The organism is Pseudomonas sp. 02C 26, assembly GCF_002843585.1.
In the GTDB taxonomy this organism is placed as follows: domain Bacteria; phylum Pseudomonadota; class Gammaproteobacteria; order Pseudomonadales; family Pseudomonadaceae; genus Aquipseudomonas; species Aquipseudomonas shirazensis.
This window is the reverse complement of sequence record NZ_CP025262.1, coordinates 2,974,872-2,997,905: the sequence shown is the minus strand read 5'-3', so window position 1 is coordinate 2,997,905 and position 23,034 is coordinate 2,974,872. Positions and strand designations below refer to the sequence as shown.

The 23,034-nt window shown below is 61.6% G+C and carries 19 protein-coding genes; 15 read left to right on the top strand and 4 right to left on the bottom strand.

Annotation, left to right across the window (positions count from 1 at the left end; genetic code table 11):
- Position 1: 1 nt before the first annotated feature.
- Entirely contained in the window at positions 2 to 871 is an 870-nt protein-coding gene (locus CXQ80_RS13665) for a LysR substrate-binding domain-containing protein (protein ID WP_101320347.1), read from the bottom strand.
- Between the two features lie 262 nt (positions 872 to 1,133).
- Here CXQ80_RS13665 and CXQ80_RS13660 point away from each other — a divergent pair, with 262 nt between their 5' ends.
- The 5 genes from CXQ80_RS13660 to CXQ80_RS13640 all read left to right on the top strand — a co-directional run bounded on the left by CXQ80_RS13660 (position 1,134) and on the right by CXQ80_RS13640 (position 7,213).
- On the top strand, positions 1,134 to 2,450 hold the full coding sequence (locus CXQ80_RS13660; RefSeq protein WP_101320344.1) for an MFS transporter: 1,317 nt from the start codon (positions 1,134 to 1,136) through the stop codon (positions 2,448 to 2,450).
- A 15-nt stretch (positions 2,451 to 2,465) separates the two neighbouring features.
- On the top strand, positions 2,466 to 3,857 hold the full coding sequence (locus tag CXQ80_RS13655) for an FAD-dependent oxidoreductase (RefSeq protein ID WP_101320342.1): 1,392 nt from the start codon (positions 2,466 to 2,468) through the stop codon (positions 3,855 to 3,857).
- 125 nt (positions 3,858 to 3,982) lie between these two features.
- Complete coding sequence (locus CXQ80_RS13650; protein ID WP_101320340.1) at positions 3,983 to 4,696, top strand: YebC/PmpR family DNA-binding transcriptional regulator; 714 nt, start codon at positions 3,983 to 3,985, stop codon at positions 4,694 to 4,696.
- 63 nt (positions 4,697 to 4,759) lie between these two features.
- Entirely contained in the window at positions 4,760 to 5,704 is a 945-nt protein-coding gene (locus CXQ80_RS13645) for a LysR family transcriptional regulator (RefSeq protein WP_101320338.1), read from the top strand.
- Positions 5,705 to 5,800: 96 nt separating this feature from the next.
- Positions 5,801 to 7,213 carry a DOPA decarboxylase gene (locus CXQ80_RS13640; RefSeq protein ID WP_101320336.1) on the top strand — a complete coding sequence of 471 codons (1,413 nt, stop codon included), beginning with the start codon at positions 5,801 to 5,803 and terminating at the stop codon, positions 7,211 to 7,213.
- A gap of 34 nt (positions 7,214 to 7,247) precedes the next feature.
- On the opposite strand, the gene CXQ80_RS13635 is transcribed toward CXQ80_RS13640, so the two are convergent.
- Positions 7,248 to 8,624 carry an MFS transporter gene (locus CXQ80_RS13635; RefSeq protein ID WP_101320333.1) on the bottom strand — a complete coding sequence of 459 codons (1,377 nt, stop codon included), beginning with the start codon at positions 8,622 to 8,624 and terminating at the stop codon, positions 7,248 to 7,250.
- A gap of 304 nt (positions 8,625 to 8,928) precedes the next feature.
- On the opposite strand from CXQ80_RS13635, the gene quiC reads away from it, so the two are divergent.
- Both quiC and CXQ80_RS13625 read left to right on the top strand, forming a co-directional pair.
- Positions 8,929 to 10,836, top strand: coding sequence for a 3-dehydroshikimate dehydratase QuiC (quiC, locus tag CXQ80_RS13630; RefSeq protein WP_101320331.1), 1,908 nt, complete (start codon positions 8,929 to 8,931; stop codon positions 10,834 to 10,836).
- Positions 10,837 to 10,965: 129 nt separating this feature from the next.
- Positions 10,966 to 11,637 carry a TetR/AcrR family transcriptional regulator gene (locus tag CXQ80_RS13625; protein ID WP_101320329.1) on the top strand — a complete coding sequence of 224 codons (672 nt, stop codon included), beginning with the start codon at positions 10,966 to 10,968 and terminating at the stop codon, positions 11,635 to 11,637.
- 5 nt (positions 11,638 to 11,642) lie between these two features.
- On the opposite strand, the gene CXQ80_RS13620 is transcribed toward CXQ80_RS13625, so the two are convergent.
- The gene (locus tag CXQ80_RS13620) at positions 11,643 to 12,650 is read right to left on the bottom strand and encodes a GlxA family transcriptional regulator (protein ID WP_101320326.1); all 1,008 of its coding nucleotides are present in this window, start codon (positions 12,648 to 12,650) and stop codon (positions 11,643 to 11,645) included.
- A gap of 141 nt (positions 12,651 to 12,791) precedes the next feature.
- On the opposite strand from CXQ80_RS13620, the gene CXQ80_RS13615 reads away from it, so the two are divergent.
- From CXQ80_RS13615 to CXQ80_RS13600, 4 genes are all read left to right on the top strand, one after another.
- Complete coding sequence (locus tag CXQ80_RS13615; RefSeq protein ID WP_101320323.1) at positions 12,792 to 13,262, top strand: FAD/FMN-containing dehydrogenase; 471 nt, start codon at positions 12,792 to 12,794, stop codon at positions 13,260 to 13,262.
- A 73-nt stretch (positions 13,263 to 13,335) separates the two neighbouring features.
- Positions 13,336 to 13,548: a PLDc N-terminal domain-containing protein gene (locus CXQ80_RS13610; protein ID WP_101320321.1), complete on the top strand. Its 213-nt coding sequence runs from the start codon at positions 13,336 to 13,338 to the stop codon at positions 13,546 to 13,548.
- A gap of 67 nt (positions 13,549 to 13,615) precedes the next feature.
- The gene (locus CXQ80_RS13605) at positions 13,616 to 14,044 is read left to right on the top strand and encodes a RidA family protein (RefSeq protein WP_101320319.1); all 429 of its coding nucleotides are present in this window, start codon (positions 13,616 to 13,618) and stop codon (positions 14,042 to 14,044) included.
- Positions 14,045 to 14,156: 112 nt separating this feature from the next.
- On the top strand, positions 14,157 to 16,280 hold the full coding sequence (locus tag CXQ80_RS13600; RefSeq protein ID WP_101320316.1) for an EAL domain-containing protein: 2,124 nt from the start codon (positions 14,157 to 14,159) through the stop codon (positions 16,278 to 16,280).
- 21 nt (positions 16,281 to 16,301) lie between these two features.
- Here the strand turns inward: CXQ80_RS13600 and CXQ80_RS13595 are convergent, their stop codons facing one another.
- On the bottom strand, positions 16,302 to 16,670 hold the full coding sequence (locus CXQ80_RS13595; protein WP_101320314.1) for a response regulator: 369 nt from the start codon (positions 16,668 to 16,670) through the stop codon (positions 16,302 to 16,304).
- A 254-nt stretch (positions 16,671 to 16,924) separates the two neighbouring features.
- Between CXQ80_RS13595 and CXQ80_RS13590 the strand changes: the two genes are divergently transcribed.
- From CXQ80_RS13590 to CXQ80_RS13575, 4 genes are read left to right on the top strand one after another with little or no spacing between them, the layout of a single operon-like run.
- The gene (locus tag CXQ80_RS13590) at positions 16,925 to 20,383 is read left to right on the top strand and encodes a response regulator (RefSeq protein WP_101320311.1); all 3,459 of its coding nucleotides are present in this window, start codon (positions 16,925 to 16,927) and stop codon (positions 20,381 to 20,383) included.
- Entirely contained in the window at positions 20,380 to 21,201 is an 822-nt protein-coding gene (locus CXQ80_RS13585; protein WP_101320309.1) for a protein-glutamate O-methyltransferase CheR, read from the top strand. Before CXQ80_RS13590 ends, CXQ80_RS13585 begins: the two co-directional genes overlap by 4 nt.
- Complete coding sequence (locus CXQ80_RS13580; protein ID WP_101320307.1) at positions 21,198 to 21,773, top strand: chemotaxis protein CheB; 576 nt, start codon at positions 21,198 to 21,200, stop codon at positions 21,771 to 21,773. The genes CXQ80_RS13585 and CXQ80_RS13580 overlap by 4 nt, the downstream gene beginning before the upstream one ends.
- Complete coding sequence (locus tag CXQ80_RS13575) at positions 21,767 to 22,993, top strand: hybrid sensor histidine kinase/response regulator (protein ID WP_101320304.1); 1,227 nt, start codon at positions 21,767 to 21,769, stop codon at positions 22,991 to 22,993. The genes CXQ80_RS13580 and CXQ80_RS13575 overlap by 7 nt, the downstream gene beginning before the upstream one ends.
- Positions 22,994 to 23,034: the final 41 nt, after the last annotated feature.

Here is a 23,034-nt window from a genome sequence, read left to right as displayed (position 1 = left end):
CTCAAAGCTCTTCCTGGACCAGCTGCAAAAAGGTCGCCACCACCCGGCGGGTACGTTGCTCGCTGAGGCAGACCAGTGTTTCAGTCAAATGCCGCTGGCAGTCGACGATCGGCAGCGCACATACCCGAGCGTCGGCGCCAAACTCGGCAGCCGACACCACGCCAACGCCAATCCCCACTACCACCGCCTCGCGCGCAGCTTCGCGGCCTTCGACCTGAATTGCCGCGCGGATGCGCAGCCCTGCCCGGTGCATTTCCTCTTCCAGCGTCTGCCGCGTCACCGAGCCTGGTTCACGCAGCACCAGCGGCGTGTCGTCCAGGTCAGCCAGGCTGATCGAGGCGCGGCTGGCCCAGGGGTGGTTGTGCGACACGAACGCCACCATCGGGTCGCGGCGCATTGGCACGCAGTACAGGCGCTCGTCATCGACATCGCGGCCGAGCAGGGCGAGGTCGGCCTGATAGCTGAACAGGCGCGCCAGTGATTCATCGGTGTTGCCAGTCTCGATCTTGACCTGAATGCCGGGGTAACGCTGGCAGAAGCGGGCAATCTGCGGCAACACATGCACCGGCGCATCCACCGCCAACACCAGGCTGCCGGTGTGCAATGCACGCGAATCCTGTAGCAACTCGACGGCTTCGGCTTCGCAGGCGAACAGGCGCTGGGTCACGCCCAGCAGCCGCTCGCCGAGGTCGGTCAGTTGCACCGAGCGTTTGTTGCGATGAAAAAGCAGCACGCCAAAGCGCTCTTCGAGCTTGCGCACCTGGTCGGACACGGCTGGCTGAGTGAGAAACAGCTTTTGCGCCGCGCGCGTGAAGCTACCGTGTTGAGCGACCGCATGAAACGCCTTGAGCTGTGCCTGAGACACCGACATACCGCCTCCACTTACAAGCTGAGCTTATGTGTGAAATACGATAAATCGATTTTTGTTATCAGTCAGTAACTGTTTCTATGATCGACAGCTCCAGTGCGCAGCAAGACGCAGCGCGCTGGTGGCCATAGCAGCGGCGCGGTCATGTCAGCCGGCCCTGTTATCTGACCCGACGATGGCCACCGTCATGTAGTGCGACTCACAACAACAAGACAGGCGTTTTTTCACATTCTGCCGGCACACTTGAGCGAGAGGTCAGACTCCCATGAACCAAACCCTTGCTGCCATCAAACGGTGGCGTATTCAGATTTTCGCCATTACCTGGCTGGCCTACGCTGGCTTCTATTTCACCCGCAAGGCCTTCTCGGTGGCCAAGCTGGGCATCGGCGAAGACCCAAGCTTCATGCTCGACAAGGCGGCAATGGCCAACCTCGATGCCATCTATCTGGCTGCCTACGCAGTCGGCCAGTTCACCTGGGGCATGCTTGCCGACCGTTTCGGGCCGCGCGTGGTAGTGCTCGGCGGGTTGCTGATTTCAGCGGCGGCGGCGGTGGTGATGGGCAGCTACGCAACCTTCCCGATCTTTGCCACCTGCATGTTGATTCAGGGCCTGGCGCAGTCGACCGGTTGGGCGGGGTTGTGCAAGAACCTTGGCAGCTTCTTCCCTTCGTCGCAGCGCGGCCGGGTGCTGGGGCTATGGAGCTCCTGCTACGCCTTCGGCGGGCTGGTGGCATCACCGTTTGCCGGTTGGTGGGCGTATACCTTGATCGGCACCTGGCACGCGGCGTTTTTCTCCAGTGCGGTGGTGGTGGCGCTGGTGGCGGTGTTGTTCTTCTTTCTGCAACGCAACAAGCCTGAAGATGTTGGCCTGCCGGCGGTCGAGCCAGAGCCGCAGAGCATGGCCCCAGGGCCAAACCTGTGCAGCGTATGGCAACCGCTGCGCGAGATCCTGCGTAATCGCACGGTGCTGACACTGGGCCTGGCTTACTTTCTGTTGAAGCCAGCGCGCTACGCCATCTTGCTCTGGGGCCCGGTGATCGTGTTTGAACAGATGCCGTCGGTGGGCAAGGTGGGTGCTGCAATCATTCCCACCGCATTCGAGCTGGCCGGGCTGCTCGGGCCGATCATCATCGGGCTGGCGTCGGACAAGCTGTTCGGCGCCCGGCGCATGCCCGCCTGCGTGATCAGCCTGCTGCTGTTGACGGTGACCCTGGCGTTGTTCATGGCAGCGATGAACAGCGGCAGCATTGCCCTGGTGGTGGGCCTGCTGTTTGTCATGGGCCTGACCTTGTACGGCCCCGATTCAATGATCAGCGGCGCCGCTGCAATTGACTTTGGCAGCGCCAAGGCCGGTGCCACCGCCGCAGGCTTCGTCAACGGTTGCGGCTCGGTGGGCGCGGTGCTGGGCGGCTTGCTGCCGGGCTACTTCGACAGCGTCACGGTATTCATCGTATTTGCTGGCTGCGCGCTGTTCTCCGCACTGGTGCTGCTGCCGCACTGGAACAGCCGCCCGGTCGCCGCCGAACAGGTGGTCGACGTTGCCCCCAATACCAGCATGGCAATCAAGCCACTGCGCAGTTAAAGGAAAGCCCAAGCGATGAGACCCTTCTGGCTGCAACAAGCCCTGGATCAGGAGCAGGACGCACTGTGCCCGCCGCTGAGCGCCGACATCCGTTGTGATGTGTGCATCGTCGGTGGTGGTTACACCGGCTTGTGGACGGCATTGATGATCAAGGAGCAGGCGCCGCAGCTGGAGGTGGTGCTGATCGAAGCCGATATCTGCGGCGCCGGGGCCAGTGGCCGCAACGGCGGTTGTGCGTTGTCCTGGTCGGCCAAGTACTTCACCCTCGAGCGCTTGTTCGGCGCGGCCGAAGCGGTGCGCCTGGTGCGCGAATCGGAGCGCAGTATTGCGGCCATCGGCGACTATTGCGCAGCCAATGACATCTATTGCGACTACCGCATGGATGGCACCCTGTACACCGCCAGCAACGCCGCGCAACTGGGCGGCACCGATGCGGTGATTGCCGCCTTGGCGCGTCAGGGCATCAATTCTTTCGAGCGACTGGCGCTTGAGCAGGTGCAGCAGCGGGCGGGCTCTGCGCGCCATCTTGAAGGCTGGTTCTCTCCGGCCGCCGCGACAGTGCAGCCGGGCCGGCTGGTGCGTGGTTTGCGCCGCGTTGCGTTGCAGCGCGGGGTGCGCATATACGAAGGCACGGCCATGACCAGCCTTGAGCATGGCGCACCGGTACAGGTGCGCACTGCTCATGCAACGGTCCGTGCTGATCGAGTGGTGCTGGGCCTCAATGCCTGGATGGCGCGGGCGTTCCCGCAGTTCGAGCGCAGCGTGGCAATCGTCTCCAGCGATATGGTGATCACCGAGCCGTGCCCTGAGCTGCTCGATGAGATCGGCCTGGACAGCGGCATCAGCGTGCTCGACTCGCGCATCTTCGTGCATTACTACCACAACACCAGCGACGGCCGGCTGATGCTCGGCAAGGGCGGCAATACCTTTGCCTACGGCGGGCGCATGCTGCCGGTGTTTGACCAGCCTTCGCCGTACCAGCCGCTGCTGCGCCAGACGCTCGACGACTTCTTCCCGGCGCTGGCCGAGGTGCCGATTGCGGCGAGCTGGAACGGGCCGTCGGACCGTTCGGTAACCGGCTTGCCGTTCTTCGGGCGCTTGGACGGGCAGGGCAATGTCTTCTACGGCTTCGGCTATTCAGGCAGTGGCGTCGGCCCGTGTCATATGGGCGGGCAGATTCTCTCGTCACTGGCCTTGGGGCTGGACAACCCCTGGACCCGATCAGGGCTGGTCAAAGGCCCACTGGGGCAGTTTCCGCCGGAGCCGATCCGTTATCTGGGCTCGCTGCTGGTGCGCGATGCGATCCGCCGCAAGGAGCGGGCAGAGGACCGCGGCATGCGGCCACGGCGGCTGGACGTGCGCCTGGCCAGGTATGCCGCAGCCGCCGGCAAAGCCGACAAAGGCTGATATTGATCAAGCCTCAGTGCCGGCTGGCGCTGCAGGCGCGAGATTTTTTGCCGAGGGCCGTATAAACTGCTGCCACTTTGGCCGGTCGCTTCCTGAACCGGCCCGCTGAAACGTAGAGAGTCGACATGGGCGCACAGTGGAAAGCCAAGCACAGAGAAACCGCAGCCAATGCCAAAGGCAAGATCATGGGCAAGCTGGCCAAGGAAATTCAGATCGCTGCCAAATCCGGCGCCGACCCTGACTCCAACTCGCGTCTGCGTCTGGCGATAGAACAGGCCAAAAAGGCCTCGATGACCCGCGAGACCCTCGAGCGGGCGATCCGCAAAGGCGCAGGCCTGGATGGCGACGCGGTGCAGTACACCGCCGTCAGCTACGAAGGCTTCGCGCCGCATCAGGTGCCGCTGATCGTCGAGTGCCTGACCGACAACGTCAACCGCACCGTCGCCCAGATCCGCGTGCTGTTCCGTAAGGGCCAGTTGGGCGCCAGCGGTTCGGTAGCCTGGGACTTCAACCATGTTGGCCTGATCGAAGCCACCCCGGACAACGCTGACGCCGATCCGGAAATGGCTGCCATCGAAGCCGGCGCGCAGGACTTCGAAGAAGGTGAAGAGGAGGGCGCGACCCTGTTCATCACCGACACGACCGACGTCGACGCTGTACAGAAGGCGTTGCCAGCGCAGGGCTTTACCGTGATTTCGGCAAAAATCGGCTACACCCCGAAAAACCCGGTAAGTGCTGCCAGCCTGAGTGCCGAGGCTCTGGCCGAAGTTGAAGCGTTCCTCGAAGCGATCAACGACAACGACGACGTGCAGAACGTCTACGTCGGCCTGACTGACTGATCAGTGCACGGGGGCCGCACTGCGGCCCTTTCGCGGCGCAACGCTGCTTTTGTGTGGTACGTCATGCATCCTGTCTTCGCCTCGCTCAGTCTCTCCCATCTTCGGACCCTCGATTGTCTGCTTGAGCTGAAAAACCTCAGCCATGCCGGTGCGCGCCTGGGCGTCAGCCAGTCGGCTTTGAGCCGGCAGTTGGCCAGCTTGCGCGAGGCGTTCGCTGATCCATTGCTGGTCCGTCAGGGCCGTGGTTACGTGCTCAGCGAGCATGCCGAGGCGCTGGTCGAGCCGCTGCGCCAGGTGCTCGAAGCCTTGCAGGCGCTGCGCGAGCCGGCTGTGTTCGACCCAGCGAGGTGCGAGCGGCGCTTTTGTCTGGCCGCGTCGGATTACGTTGCCGAGCATATGTTGCCGTTGCTGGTGGCGGCGCTTGAAGTTGAGGCACCAGGGGTGTCGCTGGATTTTCGTACCTGGCAGGCAGGGCAGTATGCGCAGCTCGCCAGCGGTGAGATCGACCTGGCCACGACGCTGTTCGACGAGTCGCCGGCCAACCTTCATGGCCGCCTGCTCGGCGAAGACCGCGCCGTATGCCTGATGCGCGCTGATCACCCACTGACCGCCCGTGAGCTTTTGAGTCAGGATGATTATCTGGCCTTCAAGCATGTGCGTATCAGTGGCGGCGGTGACAAGGACAGCTTCATTGATCGCCACCTGCGGGCGCAGGGGCTGCAGCGCCGGATCAGCCTGGAGGTGCCGTTTTTTTCGGCTACCGTACAGGTGGTTGGCAACAGCCAGGCGCTGGTGACGGTGCCCGAGCACATTGCTCGGCAGCTGGCCCGGTTGCACGGCCTGGCCTGGCGGCCGTTAGCCTTTGTCGAGCACAGCCAGCGCTACTGGGTGGTCTGGCATCAGCGCTTGCAGGCGTCGGCCGAGCACCGCTGGCTGCGCAACCGAGTCTACGAAGTGTGGCGTCAGTCGCAGTTCGGCGTGCACGGCGGGCATGCGCCTTCGCCATAGTACCTATGCACCAGGCGGGGTTATTGCGCGACGGCCCTGCGCCTAGACTGGACTGCAGCAACAGCAGCCCATTCTCAGCCCGCAAGGAGCCCGCGCGTGACCCCCGAACAATTTCGCCAACACGGCCACCAACTGATCGACCTGATTGCCGACTATCGCCAGACCATCGCCGAGCGCCCGGTCATGGCGCAGGTCGAGCCCGGCTATTTGAAAGCCACCTTGCCCGTAGCTGCGCCGGATCAAGGCGAGCCCTTCGAAGCCATCCTCGACGATTTCAACAAGCTGGTCATGCCCGGCCTGTCGCACTGGCAGCATCCAGACTTCTATGGCTACTTCCCCTCCAACGGCACCCTGTCGTCAGTCTTGGGCGACTTTCTCAGTACCGGCCTGGGCGTGCTCGGCTTGTCCTGGCAATCCAGTCCGGCCCTGAGCGAGCTGGAAGAAACCACCCTCGACTGGCTGCGACAATTGCTGGGTTTGTCTACGCAGTGGAGCGGGGTGATCCAGGACACTGCATCGACCAGCACCCTGGTGGCGTTGATCTGCGCCCGCGAGCGCGCCAGTGACTTTGCCCTGACCCGTGGTGGTTTACAGGGCCAGCCCAAGCCGCTGATCGTATATGCCAGCGCCCACGCCCACAGCTCGGTGGACAAAGCGGCTTTGCTGGCAGGGTTCGGTCGCGAAAACATCCGCCTGATCGCCACCGACGAGCAATTCGCCATGCAGCCAGCGGCGTTGCAGGCGGCCATCGAGGCTGACCTGGCGGCGGGTAATCAACCGTGCGCGGTAGTCGCCACCACCGGTACCACGACCACCACTGCGCTGGACCCGCTGGCAGCGATCGGTGCTATCAGCCAGGCGCACCAACTATGGCTACATGTCGACTCAGCCATGGCTGGCTCGGCGATGATCCTGCCTGAGTGTCGCTGGATGTGGGACGGTATCGAGCTGGCCGACTCGGTCGTGGTCAACGCGCACAAGTGGCTTGGGGTGGCCTTCGATTGCTCGATTTACTACGTGCGCGACCCGCAGCACCTGATTCGGGTGATGAGCACCAACCCGAGTTACTTGCAGTCGGCGGTCGACGGCGAGGTGAAGAACCTGCGTGACTGGGGCATTCCGCTGGGGCGGCGCTTCCGTGCGTTGAAGCTATGGTTGATGCTGCGCAGCGAAGGGGTGGAGGCCTTGCAGCAGCGCTTGCGCCGCGATCTGGACAACGCTCGCTGGCTGGCCGCTCAGGTGGAGGCCGCAGAAGATTGGCAGGTGTTGGCGCCGGTGCAGTTGCAGACGTTGTGTATTCGTCACTGCCCGGACGGGCTGGAAGGTGCGGCGCTGGATACGCATACCCGGGCCTGGGCTGATCGACTCAATGGTTCGGGGTTGGCGTACGTCACGCCGGCAACGCTGGAAGGGCAGTGGATGGTGCGGGTATCGGTAGGGGCGCTGCCCACCGAGCGTGAGCATGTCGAACGCTTGTGGGCCAACTTGCAGGCGGTGGTCAGCGCTTGAAACAGCTGGGGCTGCACGCAGCCCCAGGCAGTTTTTACTGAGTTGCAGCAGTGTTGAGGCTGCCTTTGCGGGTGGCTTCGTAGGTATCTTTGTCCATCGGTTTGGCATTCGGGTTGCCGAGGTCTTCCATCGCCAGACGGTGCGTCTCGGGAGCCACGTAGGCAGCCAGGGCGCAGATGCAGGTGATGAAGAACGCCGAGCCACCTACCACCAGCCAGATGTTTTCCGAGCCTGGCGGCGCGATGGCGGCGAATACCGCTGGCAGCATGGCAGTGAACATGGTGCCGATGTTCTGCGCGATAGCCATGGCCGAGACGCGGTAGCGAGTATTGAACAGCTCCGGGAAGAAGCTTGGGAATACCGCGTTGTAACCTTGGTAGACCATACCCCACATCAGGATCGATGCGCAGAAGGCCAGCGGCACGTTCTCGATGCTGATCGCATACAGGTAAGCGAAGGCCAGCAGGCCCGAGCCCATGCAGCCGGCAATCATGGTTGGACGACGGCCGATCTTGTCAGACAGGTTGCCAACGAACGGGATCACCAGCACTGCGACGATGTTGCCGACTACCGGGATCCACAGGTACACGCTCTTGTCGAAGCCGATGCCGTAAGCCGGCTGCACCGCATAGGCTGCACCGAACACGGTGGCAACGACTGGAATCACGTTCATCAGGGCCATGAACATGACCAGGACCATGTGCTTCCAGCTGTACTTGAACGCTTCCTTGACTGGCGAGCGGGCGATCTTGTCCTGCTTCTCTTCCTTGACGAAGGCCGGGGTCTCGTGGACTTCCTTACGGATGATGAAGCCGGCAACCAGGACGAATGCGCTGAGCAGGAACGGAATGCGCCAGCCCCACTCGTTGAAGGCTTCGCTTGGCATGAAGTAGGCCAGTGGCAGGAACACCGCCGCAGCCAGTACCTGACCTGCCTGAACCCCTTGCAGGGTGAAGCTGGCGAAGTAACCTCGGCGTCCGAACGGCGCATGCTCCATGATCATAGAGCTGGCACCGGAGATCTCACCGGCGACCGCAAAGCCCTGAACCAGGCGCAGCAGCACAAGAATGATCGGGGCAATGATGCCAATGTCATGGTAGGTCGGCAGCAGGCCAACGGCCATGGTCGAGATACCCATGAGGAACATGCACAGCAGCAGAACGTTTTTGCGGCCGCGGGTATCACCCCAGTGACCGAGCACAACGGCACCCACCGGACGGGCCAGGTAACCGACACCGTAAGTCGCCAGCGAGGCGATGATGGCCATTTTCGGGTCCATCGACGGGAAGAAGATCTGCGGGAAGATCAGTGCTGCGGCTTGGGCGTAGATGAAAAAGTCGTAGTACTCGAGGGCCGAGCCTATCCACCCACTGGCGGTCGCTTTCTTGGCTTGAGAGCTGGAGTGAGCCATTGTTGTCTCCGTTGTTCTTGTTATTGAACTTATTATGTCGTGACGCTGGGCTTGTCGGTACAGGGTCCGCTGAACGTTCGCAGGGCAGTGAGGAGTTCGAATGGTCTGTAACTGGATTCATGGTTGCCCAGGCTCGAGCACCGAATCAATTCGCCAAATTCGCTTTTGTTCGGTAATCGAACAAAAACTAACTGTTTCGTACAAAAGTCATTGATGGCGGGACTTTACCCGCGAATAATCGATTCTGCCAAGCACCTGCAAGGGTTTTTTGGCTGACGCTTCTCAAATAACAAGGAACTCCAGCATGCAGCGTTCGATTGCCACCGTGTCCTTGAGCGGCACTCTGCCAGAAAAACTCGAAGCCATCGCCGCAGCCGGCTTTGACGGCGTCGAGATTTTCGAAAATGACCTGCTCTACTACGCCGGCAGCCCGCGCGAGATCCGCCAGATGTGCGCCGATCTGGGCATCGCCATCACCCTGTTCCAGCCCTTTCGCGACTTCGAAGGCTGCCGCCGCGACCGTCTGCAGAAAAACCTCGACCGCGCCGAGCGCAAGTTCGACCTGATGCAGGAGCTGGGCACGGATTTGGTGCTGGTGTGCAGCAACGTGCAGGCGGACGCGCTGAGCGATGAGCAGATCCTGGTCGACGACCTGCGCCTGCTGGCCGAACATGCTGGTGCCCGCGGCCTGCGTATTGGCTACGAAGCCTTGGCCTGGGGCCGTCACGTCAATACCTACCAGCAGGTCTGGAACCTGGTACGCCAGGCCGACCACCCGGCGCTGGGGGTGATCCTCGACAGCTTCCACACCCTGTCGCTCAAGGGCGACCCGAGTGCAATCCGGCAGATTCCGGGCGACAAGATCTTCTTCGTGCAAATGGCTGATGCGCCGATCCTGGCCATGGACGTGCTGGAGTGGAGCCGGCACTTCCGCTGCTTCCCGGGGCAAGGCGAAATGGACCTGGCCGGTTTCCTCGCGCCGATTCTGCAGACCGGTTACCGCGGACCGTTGTCGCTGGAGATCTTCAACGATGGCTTCCGCGCTGCACCTACCCGGCAGAACGCTGCCGATGGCCTGCGTTCGCTGTTGTACCTGGAAGAAAAAACCCGCCTGCAATTGCAGCGTGAGGCCCAGCCGATCGAGCCTGAGGTACTGTTTGACCCGGCGCCAGCCAGTACCTACGACGGTGTCGAGTTCCTTGAGTTTGCCGTCGATGAAGCGGTAGGGGCACGTCTGAGTGGTTGGCTCAAGCGCCTGGGCTTTGTCGAGGCGGGTGCACACCGCAGCAAGGGTGTCCGGCTGCTGCGCCAAGGCGATATCAACATCGTGCTCAACGCTGAGCCCTATTCATTCGCGCATAACTTCTTCGAAGCCCATGGCCCTTCGTTGTGCGCCACCGCACTGCGGGTCAAGGACGGCCAGGCTGCCTTGCAGCGTGCCACCGCCTACCGTGGCCAGCCATTCCGTGGCCTGGTCGGGCCCAACGAGCGCGAGATCCCGGCCGTGCGTGCGCCGGATGGCAGCCTGATCTACCTGGTCGAGCAGGCCGGTGCCGGGCATACCATCTACGACAGCGATTTCCGTCTGGATGCCGCCAGCGGCGCCAGTGGTGGCCTGCAACGTATCGACCACATGGCCCTGGCCCTGCCGGCCGAATCGCTGGACAGTTGGGTGCTGTTCTACAAGAGCCTGTTCGACTTCGAGGCCGACGACGAGGTGGTCTTGCCCGACCCCTACGGCCTGGTCAAGAGCCGTGCCTTGCGCAGCCAGTGTGGCACCCTGCGCTTGCCGCTGAATATCTCGGAGAACCGCAACACTGCGATTGCCCACGCGTTGTCCAGCTATCGTGGCTCGGGCGTCCACCACATCGCCTTTGACTGTGCCGACATCTTCAGTGAAGTGGCGCGGGCAAAAAACGCCGGTGTGCCGCTGCTGGAAATCCCCCTGAACTACTACGACGACCTCGCTGCGCGGTTTGATTTCGACGACGAGTTCCTCAGTGAGCTGGCCTACTACAACGTGCTGTACGACCGTGACGCCCAAGGCGGCGAGCTGTTCCACGTGTATACCGAGCCGTTCGAAGAGCGTTTCTTCTTCGAAATCATCCAGCGCAAGGGTGGTTATGCCGGTTACGGCGCAGCCAACGTCGCGGTCCGCCTGGCGGCCATGGCCAAGGCCCGCAGCGGGGCAGCACGCAAACCTGTGTTGTAAGGCAAGCGCCGGCCCAGTGGCCGGCGCACCTGGCACAAAACCTGACCAATGCGACCATCTGCGTGCTTCCCTGCGTCGCAGCAGTCACGGATAATCCCTCCAATTCCAATAATTAGCCTGTGAGTGGGTATGAGTGATTCCGTAGTCAGCCTCGGCGAGCCCGCCCTGGAAGGGGCGCGCAAATCGCGCAAGAACAACCCGGAGAAGACCCGCGAGGACATCCTCCAGGCCGCCATTGGCGAGTTCGTTCAGCAAGGCCTGGCCGGCGCCCGCGTCGACGCCATCGCCGAGCGTACTGCCACCTCCAAGCGCATGATCTATTACTACTTCGGCAGCAAGGAGCAGCTCTACGTCGAGTGCCTGGTCAAGCTCTATGGCGACATTCGCAAGACCGAGCGCAGCCTCGATCTGGAGACCTTGCCGCCAGAGCAGGCTATCCGCCGGCTGGTGGAGTTCACCTTCGACCACCACGACCACAACGTCGACTTCGTACGAATCGTCTCGACTGAAAACATCCACTATGGCGAATACGTCAAGCAATCACCGGTCATCCGCGAGATGAGCAGCGTGGTGCTGGAGACACTGGGTCACACGCTCGAGCGCGGCGTTGCCGAGGGCGTGTTCCGCGAGGGTATCGAAGTCATCGACCTGCATATGCTGATGAGCTCGTTCTGCTTCTACCGGGTCTCCAACCGGCACACCTTCAGCGAGATCTTCCAGATCGACATGACCGATGACCAGGTCAAGCAGCGCCACAAACAGATGATCGGCGACGTCGTGCTGCGCTATATCCGTGCCTGAACGGGCTATTCGCCCAGGCGTTGCTCGCGCGACGGCGGATAGCCAAAGTAGGCTGCATAGCACTTGCTGAAGTGCGACACCGAGACAAACCCGCAGGCGACGGCGACTTCCATCACCGACAGGTCCGAGTACTGCAGCAGGCGGCGGCTCTTGGTGATGCGCAGCTCCATGTAGTAGCGCCGCGGCGAGGTGCCCAGTTGCGCCTGGAACAGGCGGTCGATCTGGCGCCGCGAGCGGTCACTGTAAGCGGCCAGCTGGTCCAGGCTGAGGGTCTCTTCGAGGTTGTTTTCCATCAGTTCGACAATGGTGCGCAGGTGCAGGCTCATGGATTTTTTCGCGCCAGGTCCGACCTGGCGGTAGCGCGCCCCGGAGAACGATAGAATCTCCTCGACGCCTTCGGCCAGGGCGTCACCGTACAAGCGCCGTACCAGCCCAAGCATCAATTCCATCGCGCCATTGGGGCTGGCTGCTGTCAGCCGATCACGGTCAAGGGTAAAGCTTGCCGGGGTGATCCGCGTTTGCGGGCTGCGCTCGGCCAGGCTGGCACGCTGTTCGGGGTGAACGCTGCAGCCATAGTCACTCAAAACTCCGGCCCGCCCGAGAAACCACGCACCGTTCCACAGCCCGCCCAAGGCCAGGCCATGATGGTTGCAATCCTGCAGTAGCCGATCCAGCGCCGGGTACTTGAGTGGAGTACGCAAACCGCCGCAGATGATCAACAGATCAGCCTGCTTGAGGGTTGCCGGATCCAGATCGGTGGCGATCAGCTCAAGGCCCAGGTCGCTTTGCACGCGTTCGCCATCCAGCGACAACGGGGTGAAGCCGAAGCTGTCGGCGCGCAGCAGGTTGGCCGTGACCAGTACGTCCATGGCCACGGTGAAACTGGCCATCGAAAAGTGTTCGAGCAAGACGAAATCGACCTGGTAGGGCTTGTGCACACTGGCATCTGCGGACTTGGTCCGGAACATGTTGCTGGTGCTGGTCTTCTTGCTGAATTGACGAGGTGTGGCCACTGCCGGCTCCGCTTCCTGGCTGACGCGGTGAGTGTGCTGCGGGCACCGGGCAAAGACAACAGAGGCGGCGCTGGGGTGGTAGTTGAGGTCGTTATTGGCGACATGCTCTATGCTGGCAGGCCGTCAATCCGAGTAATCCAGATGAAATTCGCCGCCGCCCTGTTACTTACCTGCCTGCCGCTCGTGGCCAATGCCGTTGCAGTTGGCGATCAACTCGCGCCCTGGACCCTGCAGGATCAGCACGACCAGAGCTACACTCTGGATGGCGACACGCGCATTCTGCTTGTGGCCCGCGACATGGACGGCGCCAAGCTGGTCAAGGCGGCCATCGCTGAGCAGCCCAAGGGGTATCTGGAGGCGCGGCATGCGGTGTTCGTCGCGGATATCCAGCGTATGCCGTCTATAATCAGCAAGCTGTTCGCCATTCCAGCCATGCGTGACTACAGCTACCGGGTCATGCTTGATCGTCAAGGTGAAGTCGCCAGCCGTTACCCTGGGCAGGAAGGCCAGGTGCTCTGGTTGCAACTGGACCACAGTCGCGTGGTAGCACAACAGCAGTTCAGCGATGCCAAGGCGCTGCAAAGTGCGCTGGATCAGGTGACGAAGCCCTGAGACGGGCCGAATCGGAATGAACCCTTGCGCCCTCTGCGGGACCAAAGCATTACATGCTCACGGGAGGACGCTTATGGAAATCGGAACGATCTGGATCATCGTCGCCGCTGTGGTCATCGCCCTGGAAATCTGGGCGATCTGGAACATCATCGGCAGTGAACGGCGAGCGGAGCGAAAAATGCTCTGGATCGTCTTTGTCGTCTACGCGCCAGTGCCTGGGCTGTTGTTCTGGATGTGGCGCGGCCCGCGAGCGGTCAAAGGCCGTCATGTGCTGGAAGAAAAATAATCCTCTTGACCTCGGGTTAACCTGAGGTTTGATACTCGGTCGTTCTTTCACTCGATGGAGCGACCGCATGTCCCCCGTTTTCCAATTGTCCAATCCCGACAGCCTTTATGACCCCAGCGCCAATGCTTATTCGCATGTTGCTCAGGTCCGCTCCGACAGCTGCCTGCTGTATGTGGCCGGGCAGGGCGGCGAAAACGCTCAGGGTAACCTTTCAGCACTGTTTGCTGAGCAGGCGGCCCAGGCGTTGCTCAACCTGCAGTTGGCGCTGGCTTCCAAAGGTGCCGGTCTGGGCGATGTATTCAAACTCACCTTGCTTATCGTTGATCACAGCGAAGAGCGTCTGCGCCAATGGGTGCAGGCGGCAGATCAGGCCTGGGGCGAGCACATGAAGCCCACCTGCACGCTAATTCCGGTGCCACGTCTGGCGCTTGATGGGATGCTGATAGAGGTTGACGCAGTCGCTGCTATCGCAGGGCAGGGCACAAGCGGCCGCTAGGCTCTGATCAAGTTCACAAAGAACTCTCCTGCGCGGCATAATGCCATTGTCTGCTCCGGCCCGGCCTTCCCGCCGCGCCTTTTCTTGTGCGTGTTGCCGATCAGAGAAGCTCATGTCGCTAGTCAGTAATCCCGACGTCATGTATCGCCTGTTGATTCAGAGTGTGGTGGATTACGCCATCTACATGCTCACGCCCGAAGGCGTGGTCGCCAACTGGAACCCGGGGGCGCAACGCGCCAAGGGCTACAGCGCCGAGGAAATAGTCGGGCAGCACTACTCGCTGTTCTATGACCATGAGGATCGCGCTGCCGGGATCCCGCAGCGCAATCTGGAACTGGCCCGCAGCACCGGACGGTTTGAAGAGCAGGGGTGGCGACTGCGCAAGGACGGCAGCGCGTTCCGTGCGCATGTGGTCATCGATGCGGTGCTCGATGCTGACGGGCAACTGCTCGGTTTTGCCAAGATCACCCGCGACGTGTCCGAGCGCCATCGCTACGAGCAGGAGTTGCTCAAGGCCAAGGAGCTAGCCGAGCAGCATAGTCAGGAAATGGCCGACCTGTCGCGTTTTCTCGACTCGGTGATCGCCAACATCCCGGCCAGCCTGATCGTCCAGGATCTCGACAGCCATCGCATCCTGTTGGCCAATCAGCAGGCCGAACGTCTGTTTGGCGGCCAGGGTGCGAGCATGATCGGCCAGTTGCCAGAGGACTGCCTGCAGCCAGAGGCGGTCGATTACCTCCAGCAGCAGTTGACGCGTGGTTCGCGCAGTAGCAAGGGCTACGCCTCGGAAACTCGGGTGAATACCGCCTGTGGCCCGCGAACCTTGCGCAGCCGAGCATCGCTCAGCGAAAACCGCGACGGCCAGCCGGACTATGTGCTGTTCGTGGCTGAGGATGCGACCGAAGAGCTGGCCGCGCATGCGCAGATCCATCATATGGCGCACCACGATGCCTTGACCGGGTTGCCTAACCGCACGTTGTTCCATGAACGCCTGAAGCAGGCGCTGCTGCGCGCAGAGGAGAGTGGCAAGCTCACCGCCGCGTTGTGCCTGGACCTGGACAACTTCAAGAACATCAACGACTCCCTCGGCCACGCCTTCGGCGACAAGCTGCTGCGTGCGCTGGGCACTCGTCTGCGCGGTGAACTGCGCGATCAGGACACCTTGGCGCGGCTTGGCGGGGATGAGTTCGCTGTCGTCCTCAACGGCATGGACAGCCCGCAAGCCGCCTGTGTCACCGCCCGTCGCCTGATCGAGGCGATGGCCCCGGTATTTCGCATCGAAGGCCATCAGTTCAGCGTTGGCGTCAGTATCGGCATCGCCATTGCGCCGAATGACCATGAACACGCCGAGCAACTGCTGGGCTACGCCGACATGGCTTTGTACGAGGCCAAGCGCAACGGCCGCAATCGTTATGAGTGCTTCCATCTCGAACTCGACAATGCCGCCCGTCAGCGCCGTCTGGTTGAAACCGACCTGCGCACTGCCTTGCACCTGGGCCAGTTGCAACTGCATTACCAGCCGGTGGTCGACCAGCAGACCCATGCGGTCACGGGTTACGAAGCATTGCTGCGCTGGAAGCATCCCATTCGCGGCATGATCATGCCGATGGACTTTATCCCGATCGCCGAAGAAACCGGGCTGATTCACGAGATAGGCGCCCGCGCGCTGAATCTTGCCTGCCAGGAGGCGGCCACCTGGGGCACCGATCAGGTGGTGTCGGTCAACCTCTCGCCCGTGCAGTTCAAAAGCGGCAACCTGTTGCACGTCGTGACTTTGGCATTGGCGGACTCGGGCTTACCCGCTCACCGTCTGGAGCTGGAGATCACCGAATCGGTTCTGTTGGGAAACAGCGAGGAGAACGTCAATACCCTGCGGGCGCTGAAGGGGCTCGGTGCGTCGATCTCGCTGGACGATTTCGGCACCGGCTATTCATCGCTGGGGTATCTGCGCTCGTTCCCGTTCGATCGAATCAAGATCGACAAGTCGTTCGTCAATGACATGTGTGACAGTCGCGAAGCGATGTCGATCATCCGCGCCATCACTGAACTGTCCAGCAGCCTGATGATCAAGACCACTGCAGAAGGGGTCGAGACGCCCGAGCAGATGGAACTGCTGCGCGCCGAGGGTTGCTCGCACTTCCAGGGATTCTTGTATGGACGGCCGGTGCCGGCCAGCGAGCGCTTGATTACAGTGAGCCAGATCGACGGCGCCCGGCCCGCTGCAACCAAGTTGTGACAGCTGTCTTTTAGCTGTGAGTCAGGCCTGCGCTGAGTCTGCAGGCCCGATCATCTGCACGACCTTGTCGCGCAACTGGTCGATACTGAACGGCTTGCCGATCGAGTGCATGCCTTCCGGCACGCTCAAGCTGTCGGCATAACCACTGGCAAACAGCACGGGTAGCAGCGGGCGAATTTCCCGTGCTTTACCCGCCAGATCCTGACCGCTCATATCTGGCAAGCCGACGTCGGTCATCAGCAGGTCCAACGGCGTTGCAGAGTCATTGAGGATAACCAGGGCACTGGTGGCGTCTGCTGCTTCGATCACCTTATAGCCAAGATCCTCGAGCACTTCGACCATCAGCATACGTACGATGTCGTCGTCTTCGACTACTAGAAGGGGGTGCATGTCGCGGTCCTGTACCAGATAAGTGTCTCTACTCTGTGCCCGTATCAGGCCCAGAAGTTCCCAATATAACGTTCACTGCAATCAGATGGAACGATTGGCGCACTCCGTTCTCAAATACTGGCTAAATGCCCCTGCCACAAATGGCAAAGCTGGTTAGACTTCGCTGTCAGACCCGCCAGTGGGACACTGCAGCAGCATCTTGCAGGTGCCGGCACCCTCGGTATTCAACGGTTAATTCGCTCGGGCGTTATCAGATGATTCAAGCAGCTTCTATGGACCAGCAGAGCTTTCGCAAGCTGTTAAGCCGCAACGTCGGCTTGCCACTTGGCGTGGGCCTGCTTGGCGCCGTGGCGTTTGTCGCGGTAATCAGCTACCTGCTCTCGGCCATGCAATGGGTCGAACACACCGACCGCGTGATTGGCAATGCCAACGAAACGCTGAAACTTTCGATCGACATGGAAACCGGCATGCGCGGGTTTCTGATCACCGGTGACGAGCGGTTCCTGGACCCTTACGAGGTGGCCAAGCCGCGTATATTCGCAAGCCTGGACAGCTTGCGCGAGCTGGTGGCAGACAACCCGGCGCAGGTCGACCGGATTGATCGGCTGAGCGCGCTGCAGCATGCCTGGAACGATTTTGGCCAGGAGATGATCACCCTGCGCCGGACTCAGGGCGGATTCCAGCAGGCGATCGCCAACGGCCGCGGCAAGCGTATCACCGACGAGGTACGCAAAGAGTTTGACGACTTCATCGGCAACGAACAGCAACTGCGCCAGGTCCGTAACCAGACCGTCAACACGGTTACCGTCACGGCGATTACCACCTTCGTACTGTTTATCGTCGCGCTCAGCGGCCTGCTGGCGTATCTGGGACGCCGCGATTTGCTGGCGTTGTCGGACAGCTACGTAGGTAACATGCAGGCGCAGCAGCGCGCCAATGAACGCCTTGAACACAATGCCTGGCTGCGTAATGGCCAGACCCAGCTGGCCGAGCAAGTGCTGGGGCAGTTGACCCTGCCGATGCTGGGCGACAACATCCTGCAGTTTTTTGCGACGTACCTGGGCAGTGTGGTTGGCGCGTTGTATGTGCGTAACGAGCACGGCAGCCTGGTCCGTGTCGCCAGTTACGGCCTGAGCGCCGAGGAGCAACTGCGTACGCAGGCGCTGGGCGTCGACGAGGGCTTGGTGTCGGAAGCGGTGCGCCAGTCGCGCGTGGTGCGCCTCGATCAGCTGCCGGAAGATTACTTCCGCCTGAGCTCGGGTCTGGGCAGCGGCTTGCCGCGCAGCGCACTGTTGATGCCGACTCGCGACAATGGCCAGATCAATGGCGTCGTCGAACTTGGCTTCCTGCGCCCGCTGAGCGAGCGTGATCAGGAGATCGTCGAGCGCGTTGCCGAAAACCTCGGCATGTCGATCGAGAGCGCCCGCTACCGTCAGCGTCTGCAAGAGGTACTGGCCGAAACCCAGCAGCTCAACGAAGAACTGCAGGTGCAACAGGAAGAGCTCAAGACTGCCAACGAGGAGCTGGAAGAACAGTCCCGCGTGCTGAAGGAATCGCAAGCGCACCTTGAGACGCAGCAGGCCGAGCTTGAGCAGACCAACGAGAGCTTGTCCGAGCGCACCGAGGCACTCGATCGCAAGAACAGCGAGCTCAATGAAGCCCAGCAAGAGCTGCAGGCCCGCGCCGAAGACTTGCAGCGCTCGAGCAAGTACAAATCAGAATTCCTCGCCAACATGTCCCACGAGCTGCGCACGCCGCTGAACAGCTCGCTGATCCTGGCCAAGCTGCTCGCCGAAAACGACGAGGGTAACCTCACCGCCGAACAGGTCAAGTTCGCCGATTCGATCTATTCGGCTGGCAACGATCTGCTCAACCTGATCAATGACATTCTCGACATCGCCAAGGTCGAGGCGGGCAAGCTTGAAGTGCGCCCCGAGACGACCCAGGTCGAGCGCCTGGTCGAAGGCCTGCGCAGCATGTTCGTGCCGCTGGCCAAAGACAAAGGCCTGGACTTCCAGGTCGTGCTCGAACACCCGCTGCCGGCGACGCTGTTCACCGACCGCCAGCGCCTGGAGCAGATCCTCAAGAATCTGCTTTCGAATGCGATCAAGTTCACCGAGCGTGGTCAGGTCAGCATGACCATCAGCAAGCAGGCCGGCGTCGGCCTGGTGTTTGCCGTGCGCGACAGTGGTATCGGCATTGCGCCGGATCAACAGCAGGCGATTTTCGGCGCCTTCCATCAGGTCGACGGCACCAGCAATCGCCGTTACGGTGGCACCGGGCTGGGCCTGTCGATTTCGCGCGACCTGGCCCATCTGCTCGGTGGCCAGATCAGCCTCGACAGCAGCCCCGGTCAAGGCAGCGTGTTCAGCCTGATCATGCCCGAGCGCTATGAGTCGGATGAGCCGGTCGAGGTGCAGACCCTGCGCCCAGCTGTCGATCAGTTGCCGGCTGCGCCGCAGGTGCCAGCAGCAGTACCGCTGCCGCGCCACGCGTTTGCCGATGACCGCGAGCTGGCGCCGTTCAGCAAACGCTGCATTCTGGTGATCGAGGACGAGCCGAACTTCGCCCGTATTCTCTTCGACCTGGCCCATGAGCTGGGTTACAACTGCCTGGCCGCGCAGAGCGCCGACGAGGGCTTCCGGCTGGCGGCGCAGTACCTGCCGGATGCGGTCCTGCTCGATATGCGCCTGCCTGACCATTCCGGCCTGACCGTGCTGCAGAGGCTCAAGGAGCAGGCCAGCACGCGCCATATTCCTGTGCATATCATCTCGGTCGAAGACCGTGTCGAAGCGGCCATGCACATGGGCGCGGTCGGTTACGCGGTCAAGCCGACCAGTCGCGAAGAGCTCAAAGAGGTGTTCGGCCTGCTCGAAGCCAAGCTGACCCAGAAGCTCAAACGCATCCTGCTGGTTGAAGATGACGACCTGCAGCGCGAGAGCATTGCCCGCCTGATCGGGGACGACGACATCGAAATCACGGCGGTGGCGTTGGCTCAGGATGCACTCGAGCTGCTGCGCGAGAACATCTATGACTGTATGATCATCGACCTCAAGCTGCCCGACATGCTCGGCAACGAGCTGCTCAAGCGAATGACGGCTGAAGATATTCGCGCGTTCCCGCCGGTCATCGTCTATACCGGGCGCAACCTCACCCGCGAAGAAGAAACCGAGCTGCTCAAGTACTCGCGCTCGATCATCATCAAGGGCGCGCGCTCGCCGGAGCGTCTGCTCGATGAAGTGACGTTGTTCCTGCACAAGGTCGAGGCGCAGTTGTCCAACGAGCGTCAGCGCATGCTGAAGACGGCGCGCAGCCGTGACAAAGTGTTCGAGGGACGCAAGATCCTTCTGGTCGACGACGACGTGCGCAACATCTTCGCCCTGACCAGCGCCCTGGAACACAAGGGCGCCATCGTCGAGATCGGCCGCAACGGACGCGAAGCGCTGGAGCAGCTGGAGCTTCACGACGACATCGACCTGGTGCTGATGGACGTGATGATGCCGGAAATGGACGGCTACGAGGCTACTCGCTTGATTCGCCAGCAAGCGCGCTGGCGCAAGCTGCCGATCATTGCCGTGACCGCCAAGGCGATGAAAGACGACCAGCAGCGCTGTCTGCAGGCTGGGGCCAATGATTATCTGGCCAAACCGATTGATCTGGACCGGCTGTTCTCACTGATCCGCGTCTGGCTGCCGCAACTGGAGCGAATTTGACTAGCGAGCGCAACACCGACATCGAGATCCGATTGCTGATCGAGGCGATCTATCTCAAGTACAGCTACGACTTCCGCGATTACTCCGGGGCGTCGATCAAGCGCCGCATCCTGCACGCGCTGCGTCAGTTCGACTGCCGTACGGTGTCGGCGCTGCAGGAGCGGGTGCTGCATGACCCGGGCATGTTCATGCAGTTGCTGCAGTACCTGACGATCCCGGTCAGCGAGATGTTTCGCGACCCTGGGCATTTTCTTGCACTGCGCGAAGAAGTCGTGCCGTTGTTGCGCACCTGGCCGTCGCTGAAGATCTGGATCGCTGGTTGCAGCACCGGTGAAGAGGTGTACTCGATGGCCATCCTCCTGCGCGAGGAAGGCCTGCTCGAGCGCACCATCATCTACGCCACCGATATCAACCCGAATTCGCTGGAGAAAGCCAAGCAGGGCATCTATTCGATGCAGAACATGCAGGGCTATGAAGAAAACTACCGCAAGGCCGGTGGCCGCCGGGACTTCAGCGAGTACTACACCAGCGCCTACGGCAACGCGATCATGGACAGCAGCCTGCGCGACAACGTGACCTTTGCCGACCACAGCCTGGCCACCGACAGTGTGTTCTCGGAAACCCAGTTGGTGTCGTGCCGCAACGTGCTGATCTACTTCAACAAGAGTTTGCAGGACCGCGCCTTTGGCCTGTTCCACGAGTCGCTGTGCCACCGCGGCTTTCTGGTGCTGGGCAGCAAGGAGTCGGTGGATTTTTCTGCTTACAGCGAGCAGTTCGAGCCCTTGGTCAAACCTGAACGGATCTTCCGTAAATCATGACGGGCGTCGATGCGGTAGTGATCGGCGCTTCGGCAGGTGGCGTCGCAGCCCTGTTCACCGTACTCGGCAGCCTGCCGCAGGGCTTCGCCGTGCCGGTGCTGTGCGTGCTGCACCTGCCGGATGACCGCCACAGCCAGCTTGCCGAAGTGTTGCAGCGCAAGGTGCAGCGACCCGTGCGGGAGGCGCGTGACAAGGCGTTGATCGAGCCTGGGCTTATCTACGTGGCCGGGCCGGCCTATCATTTGTCGGTCGAGCAGGATTTAAGCCTGTCGCTGAGCCAGGAAGAGCCGGTGCATTTCTCTCGCCCGGCGATTGATTTTCTGTTTACCTCGGCAGCCGATGCCTATCGCCAGCGGCTGCTTGGTGTGCTCCTGACCGGTGCCAATGAAGACGGCGCGCGCGGCCTCGCCTACATCAAACAATGCGGAGGCCGGACAGTGGTCCAGGACCCGCAGGACGCACAAGTCGCGCTGATGCCGGAGGCCGCCTTGGCCCTGCACAGCCCTGACTACATCCTTACTCTGAGCGGCATCGGGCAATTGCTCGGCAGCCTGGAAACCAGCGCATGTTAAGCCAGATTACCGCCAAACTGCTGATCGTCGACGATCTGCCAGAGAACCTGCTGGCCCTCGCCGCGCTGATCCATGGCGAAGACCGCGAAGTGCACCAGGCGCAGTCTGCCGAAGACGCGTTGGGACTGTTGCTTGAACACGAATTTGCCTTGGCCATTCTGGACGTGCAGATGCCCGGCATGAACGGTTTCGAGCTGGCGGAGTTGATGCGCGGCACGGAAAAAACCAAGCACATCCCGATCGTCTTCGTCAGCGCCGCCGGGCGCGAGATGAACTACGCGTTCAAAGGCTACGAAAGTGGCGCAGTCGACTTTTTGCACAAACCCCTCGACACCATGGCGGTGAAGAGCAAGGTGTCGGTGTTTGTCGATCTGTACCGCCAGCGCAAGGTGCTCGACCGCCAGCTGCAGGACCTGGAGCGCAGCCGTCAGGAGCAGGAAGTGTTGCTCGGTCAGTTACAGGTGGCGCGGGGCGAGCTGGAGCGCGCGGTGCGCATGCGCGACGACTTCATGTCGATCGTGTCCCATGAAGTGCGCACGCCGCTGAACGGGCTGATTCTGGAAACCCAGCTGCGCAAGATGCACCTGTCGCGAGGCAACCTGGCTGCATTCAGCGAAGACAAGCTACAGGCCATGGTCGAGCGCGACGAGCGGCAGATCAACAGCCTGATCAGGCTGATTGAGGACATGCTCGACGTATCGCGCATCCGCACCGGTAAATTGTCGCTGCGGCCGCGCCAGTTCGACCTGGCGCAGCTGGTCAGCGGCCTGGTGGAGAACTTCGAAGCGCAGGCGCTGGCCTCCAACACCCACATTGAGCTGCAATGCTGCGATACAGTTGAAGGTGAGTGGGATGAGTTTCGGATTGAACAAGTGGTAGCCAACCTGTTGTCCAATGCATTGCGTTACGGTCAACGGCAACCGGTGCAGGTACGGGTGTTCGAGCAGGCCGGGATGGCTTGGGTGCAGGTGCAGGACCACGGTATCGGCGTCAGCGCCGCCAACCAGCAGCGGATCTTCCAGCAGTTCGAGCGTGTTGCAGCAGAGCAGGCCATCGGAGGCCTGGGCTTGGGTCTGTATATCTCCGAGCAGATTGTCAGGGCCCATGGTGGGCAGATCCAGATCGACAGCGAGGTAGGCCAAGGCGCGACATTCAGCGTGCTGCTGCCACTGACGGCGCTGTCACAACAAACCGACCAGGCGCAGGCAACCTCTGCTTAAGCCCGGGGTCAGATGGCCAACTTGCTGAATTCCAAGGCGTT

Coding starts and splice junctions, on each gene's coding strand:
- quiC (WP_101320331.1), top strand. CDS start 8,929: ATGCAGCGTTCGATTGCCACCGTGTCCTTGAGCGGCACTCTGCCAGAA.
- CXQ80_RS13635 (WP_101320333.1), bottom strand. CDS start 8,624: ATGGCTCACTCCAGCTCTCAAGCCAAGAAAGCGACCGCCAGTGGGTGG.
- CXQ80_RS13625 (WP_101320329.1), top strand. CDS start 10,966: ATGAGTGATTCCGTAGTCAGCCTCGGCGAGCCCGCCCTGGAAGGGGCG.
- CXQ80_RS13610 (WP_101320321.1), top strand. CDS start 13,336: ATGGAAATCGGAACGATCTGGATCATCGTCGCCGCTGTGGTCATCGCC.
- CXQ80_RS13655 (WP_101320342.1), top strand. CDS start 2,466: ATGAGACCCTTCTGGCTGCAACAAGCCCTGGATCAGGAGCAGGACGCA.
- CXQ80_RS13575 (WP_101320304.1), top strand. CDS start 21,767: ATGTTAAGCCAGATTACCGCCAAACTGCTGATCGTCGACGATCTGCCA.
- CXQ80_RS13580 (WP_101320307.1), top strand. CDS start 21,198: ATGACGGGCGTCGATGCGGTAGTGATCGGCGCTTCGGCAGGTGGCGTC.
- CXQ80_RS13600 (WP_101320316.1), top strand. CDS start 14,157: ATGTCGCTAGTCAGTAATCCCGACGTCATGTATCGCCTGTTGATTCAG.
- CXQ80_RS13650 (WP_101320340.1), top strand. CDS start 3,983: ATGGGCGCACAGTGGAAAGCCAAGCACAGAGAAACCGCAGCCAATGCC.
- CXQ80_RS13590 (WP_101320311.1), top strand. CDS start 16,925: ATGATTCAAGCAGCTTCTATGGACCAGCAGAGCTTTCGCAAGCTGTTA.
- CXQ80_RS13645 (WP_101320338.1), top strand. CDS start 4,760: ATGCATCCTGTCTTCGCCTCGCTCAGTCTCTCCCATCTTCGGACCCTC.
- CXQ80_RS13605 (WP_101320319.1), top strand. CDS start 13,616: ATGTCCCCCGTTTTCCAATTGTCCAATCCCGACAGCCTTTATGACCCC.
- CXQ80_RS13665 (WP_101320347.1), bottom strand. CDS start 871: ATGTCGGTGTCTCAGGCACAGCTCAAGGCGTTTCATGCGGTCGCTCAA.
- CXQ80_RS13660 (WP_101320344.1), top strand. CDS start 1,134: ATGAACCAAACCCTTGCTGCCATCAAACGGTGGCGTATTCAGATTTTC.
- CXQ80_RS13595 (WP_101320314.1), bottom strand. CDS start 16,670: ATGCACCCCCTTCTAGTAGTCGAAGACGACGACATCGTACGTATGCTG.
- CXQ80_RS13615 (WP_101320323.1), top strand. CDS start 12,792: ATGAAATTCGCCGCCGCCCTGTTACTTACCTGCCTGCCGCTCGTGGCC.